The sequence below is a fragment of the Nocardiopsis protaetiae genome (assembly GCF_045446735.1).
Classification (GTDB): domain Bacteria; phylum Actinomycetota; class Actinomycetes; order Streptosporangiales; family Streptosporangiaceae; genus Nocardiopsis; species Nocardiopsis protaetiae.
Genome location: NZ_JBJJBV010000407.1, coordinates 1 through 4,426 on the forward strand (window position 1 = coordinate 1; position 4,426 = coordinate 4,426).

The window sequence follows — 4,426 nt, forward strand, 5'->3', positions numbered from 1 at the left end:
CGCCGACCACAGGCGCTCGCCCGAGGCGTCGAACAGGGTGAGCCGCTCGTCGGGGCCCATGAAGGCCAGGAAGTCGCCGTCGCGGGAGACGCCGGGCTGGCTGCCGGGGGCGAGCGGCTCGGAGAACTCCACCGTGTCGCCGTAACCGGGCGGGGCGGGGTGGCCCAGGACCTGCGCCTCGGTCGTGGTGGTCTCCACGGCGGGGTCCTCGCCCGGCATCAGGTTCCATGCGGCGACACCGGCACCGCCCAGGAGCACCACGGCCAGGACCGCCGCACCCGCGATGACCAGGCCCCGCCTGCCGCGCCCGGACCGCTTGGCCGCCACCGGGGGCCGGGCCGCGGGGGCCGGGGTGGGCGCGGCCGCCGGCGGGAGCCGGTCGGCGGCCTGCACGACGCCGTCGGGGGTGGCGACCAGGTTCCAGTAGCCGTTGCTGTCACGGGCATCGATGAGCACCGGCTGGCCGATCCTGGCCGCGTAGCCGGTGGCGACGTCCAGCGCGGCGCGTCGGGTCTCCTTGGGAACGCTGCCGGTGACGACCTGGCGCTGCCCCTCGATGACGATCTCGGCGCTGCGCTCGTCGGGGGCGATGGCGATGACGGCGGTGGGCCGGGGATGCCCCGGACGGGACGCCCGGCTCATGGTGCCTCCGAAGGCATGGGAAGGGTGGACCTGTTCGTGTGCGGGTGGCGGGGAACGCCGGTCGGGGGCGACGGCGGGACCGGAGGGTCACCGAGCGCCGGTGGCGACGTACACAAAGTCAATGCTGAACGCGATGATACTGATCGTGACGGACACGGCCCACCCGGGTACGGGCGGCCGATAACGGACACGGCACGCTGGGCGGTCAACGGTGTTACCGCTCCCCCTCCCCTGACCTGGCATGTCTTCGGAACGCGGAGAGGGCCGCTCGACCCGCCCTCCCGGAATCCCGTTCATGTGGACACGCGAATGTGTCGATGAGTTCACATCACAACTGGCCGAATCCGGCCACCGGGCCACCACGGTTCACGCCGGACCCGAACCCCCCACGGGACCCACCGCGTACGGAACCACACGGCAGTCGTACCCGGATACCCCCAGGGACGGCCCGGTTTCGACCGTGAAGTGCACGATACCGTCCGGTGCGACCGAAAAGGTGCACGGCGGGGAGGCGTCCCACTGCACCCGCGCGGTGTGCGTACCGACCCGGAGAACGGGCGCGGGCGGTACGGGTCCACGGGGGTCATACGAGGTGCTCCCGCTGAGCGATGGACGGATTCCAGGGAGCGATGCCGCCGTCCATGGCGACATGAAGGTGAACGATGTGCCCCGGGGCAACGATGAACGGGAACGGGGATCGGCGGAAGGAGGCCGGGATCCGGGCCGTGTGCTCTCCGGGCGACAGACCGATGGTCAGGCTCTCTCCCGGCACCAGTTCCCCGATCCGGTCCCCGTCCACCTCCAGCGGATAAACGCTGAGGCTGTTCAGGAACAGGTCGGACCGGTGGAACACCACCGCACACCAGCCGGGCGGCATCCGGGCGGGGTCGCGCAGGCCGAGGAGTTTGGGCACCTCCGGACTGCCCACCACCTGTTCCGGGCGACGCCAGGGCCGCTGCCACAGCAAAACGGCCAGAGCCGCGAGCCCGATCAGCTCGGCGACCACGAGCAGGGGCAGCAGGCCCCAGCTTTCGTACCACACGGTGTACCAGAGGCCGATCGGCAAGAGCAGAACGTGGGTGAAGACCAGCGGGAGCGCCCCCGCACCGACCACCGACATCGTCGGCCCGGCCGAGGGGTGGCGCCGTGTCCTGGCCCCCTGGAAGGGAATGAGGGAGAACGTGACCACCATGAACAGGAACCAGCTCAGGGCGAGACCGGCTCCGAAGGTGATCTCTCGTGCCGCGGCGTCCATGGAGGTGAGGATCCAGTTGTGGAGCAGCATGCCGAAGAACCCGTATGTGGTCACGACGGGGAACCAGCGGACGTCCTTCATGGGCGCCACCTTCCGGAACGGGGTTCGGGTTCGGGGGCCGGGGCGGTCGGCGCCGGGGTGAGGCCCAGGTACTCCGAGGGGCGCGTCCACTGGTCGATGGCGGCCCGCTGGGGCTCGCCGCCGGGCCGCGCCCACAGGCGCACCTGTTCCCCGGCATCGGCGGTGATCGGCACCGCGGGGCTGGTGTAGCGGCCGTAGTGCAGCCGGACCCGGTGCGGACCGGGCGGCACTCCGACGACCAGGGTCGCGCCGGGGGCGATCGTGCCCACCCGGTCCCCGTCCACGTGGACGCGGTAGTCGACGGCCGTGTCGCGCAGCAGCCCCGAGGGTCGGTACAGCACCAGCGGGACCCATCCCGGCGGCACCTGTTTCGGGGCGCTCAGGCCGACGATCTTGGGGACGGCCGGCCGGTACTCGGCGACGGCCGCACGCACGTCCAGGCGTTCCCTGCGGCGGTGTACGAACGCCAGGACCAGGGCCGCGCAGGAGACCAGGAGGAAGGGGAGCAGCGCCCACTGCCGCAGGACGACCGTCAGCACAGCGGCCAGGAGCAGGGCAGGGACGGCCATGACCAGGAGCACGAGCGGCATGATCGAGAACACGGCGTTCGGGGAGGCCCAGCGCGTCTGCTCGGGGACGGTCATCTCCCAGTGGGCGCACGCGACCGCGCCGAGAACGGCCAGGAAGAGGACCAGCGCCAGGGTGAAACCGGCGAAGAACGGCACGGAACCGCCGAAGCCCACGGTCGAGAGCAGGATCGCGACGCTCAGGACCGGACCGATCAGGGCGAAGTTCGCGAGTTGGGGGGATGCCTTCACGGGACGCCGCTTTCCAGCCGTCCGGGTGCGAGGGGCGGCGGGGGCGCGGCCCGCCCGTCGGAGGCACCATGAAAATACCGACGCATCGTCGCATTCCGGTATACGGCGTACGCGTTGGCCGGTTCCGGTCAGCGGCCGTTGCCCTCGACGATGGTGTCGATGACCGCCTGCTCGCGGCGGCGGACCAGGCGGTCGGCGCGCTCGAAGCGCCGGTTGGCGATCTCGGCGCGGGCCGCGGCGGTGCGCACCGTCGGCCACATGGCGTCGATCTCGGCGTTGAACGCGGATCCCGCCAGCACCGCGATCGCCATCACGAACAGCCAGGCCAGGAGCGCGATCGGCGCGGCCAGCGAACCGTAGAGGCTCACCTGCCCCAGCGAGGCGTCCAGGTAGGCGCGCAGCCCGATGGACCCGGCGATGAGCACCGCCGTCGCCAGCAGCGCCCCCGGCAGGTGCCGCCACAGCGGGGTGCGCACCGGGATGCTCAGGGCGTAGAGCATGGTCACCGCTGTGGTGGCCAGCACCGCGACGGTCGGCCAGTACAACAGGTTGAGCCGGCCCACCGTGATCGGCAGCAGGTCGTGGACCAGGTCGGGGCCCGCCACCAGGATCGGCAGCACCAGCAGGGCGAACGCCAGCCCGCCCAGGTAGGCCAGGAAGGCCAGCACCCGCTGGGTGAGCCAGCCGCGCAGTTCCTCCAGGCCGTAGGAGATGGTGATGGAGCGGATGAACACGTTCATCGCCCGCGACCCCGACCACAGCGACACCAGGAAGGTCACCGACAGCACCCCGCCCTGGACGCCCTGGAGGAGGTCGTCCACCAGCGGCGCCACCACGCTGTCGACCGTGTCGGGGGTGAGGACCTGCGCGGTGCTGTCCAGGATGAGCTGGCGGATCTCCTCCACCGTGCTCTCCCCCAGCACCGGCGCCAGCGGGACCAGCGCGCCCAGCAGCCCCAGCAGCAGCGCGGGCAGCGAGATCAGGGTGAAGAAGGCGGATTCGGCGGCCAGGCCGACGACCCGGTCACGGGAGAAGGCGCGGACGGTGCGCAGCACGAGCAGCAGACCGCCGCGCAGCACGGGGCGCCGTCTCAGCCAGGCGTCGGTGATCCGCCACAGCCCCTCCCAGAAACCCACCACGGGGAGAACGTTAGCGGTACGGGGGCCGCTCCCAGGACCGCGGACCGCCCGGCGGATGACCTGCGGCGCGCCGCGGCGAGTGACGTGACTCACTCGGCGGCCCTTCGGCCTCTCCTGGACAAAGCCCGCGCGCACATGACATTCTCGTTTCATGATCGCTGCCCTGGACCCCATGCTCTGCGTGCGTCGCCACGTGGACTTCCTTCGGGTCCGCAGTGCCATCTGTTGCAGCGTCGGTTAATCTCGCCGCCTTTTTGACGCACCCCAGGGGTGCGCGCGGCACCGGCGCTCTCCCCTTTCTCTTCGCATCCCACACACGCGGATCCCCACCCGCGGCACCTGCACGACGAAGTGCGGCGCCGGCGGGTGGCAGTGGTGCGGGCGCCGGGGTCGCACGGACCCCGTGACCCCATCGGAGACACCCGCGATGCCTCCCTCTTCCGCGCAGAACGGTCGGACGGCGACTGCGGCCAAGCCGCGTCGCCGCCGCG

3 protein-coding genes and 1 pseudogene are annotated in these 4,426 nt (G+C 71.6%); all 4 read right to left on the minus strand.

All coding sequences use genetic code 11. The features are described 5' to 3' along the window. Positions 1-642: pseudogene (locus ACJOT3_RS32880) on the minus strand (hypothetical protein); the annotation flags it as partial. A gap of 583 nt (positions 643-1,225) precedes the next feature. Continuing rightward, positions 1,226-1,978 carry a hypothetical protein gene (locus ACJOT3_RS32885; RefSeq protein ID WP_406977033.1) on the minus strand — a complete coding sequence of 251 codons (753 nt, stop codon included), beginning with the start codon at positions 1,976-1,978 and terminating at the stop codon, positions 1,226-1,228. Beyond that, positions 1,975-2,796 carry a hypothetical protein gene (locus ACJOT3_RS32890; protein WP_406977034.1) on the minus strand — a complete coding sequence of 274 codons (822 nt, stop codon included), beginning with the start codon at positions 2,794-2,796 and terminating at the stop codon, positions 1,975-1,977. The genes ACJOT3_RS32885 and ACJOT3_RS32890 overlap by 4 nt, the downstream gene beginning before the upstream one ends. 128 nt (positions 2,797-2,924) lie before the next feature. Then, positions 2,925-3,935, minus strand: a complete 1,011-nt coding sequence (locus ACJOT3_RS32895; protein WP_406977035.1) for a YihY/virulence factor BrkB family protein — start codon at positions 3,933-3,935, stop codon at positions 2,925-2,927. Positions 3,936-4,426: the final 491 nt, after the last annotated feature.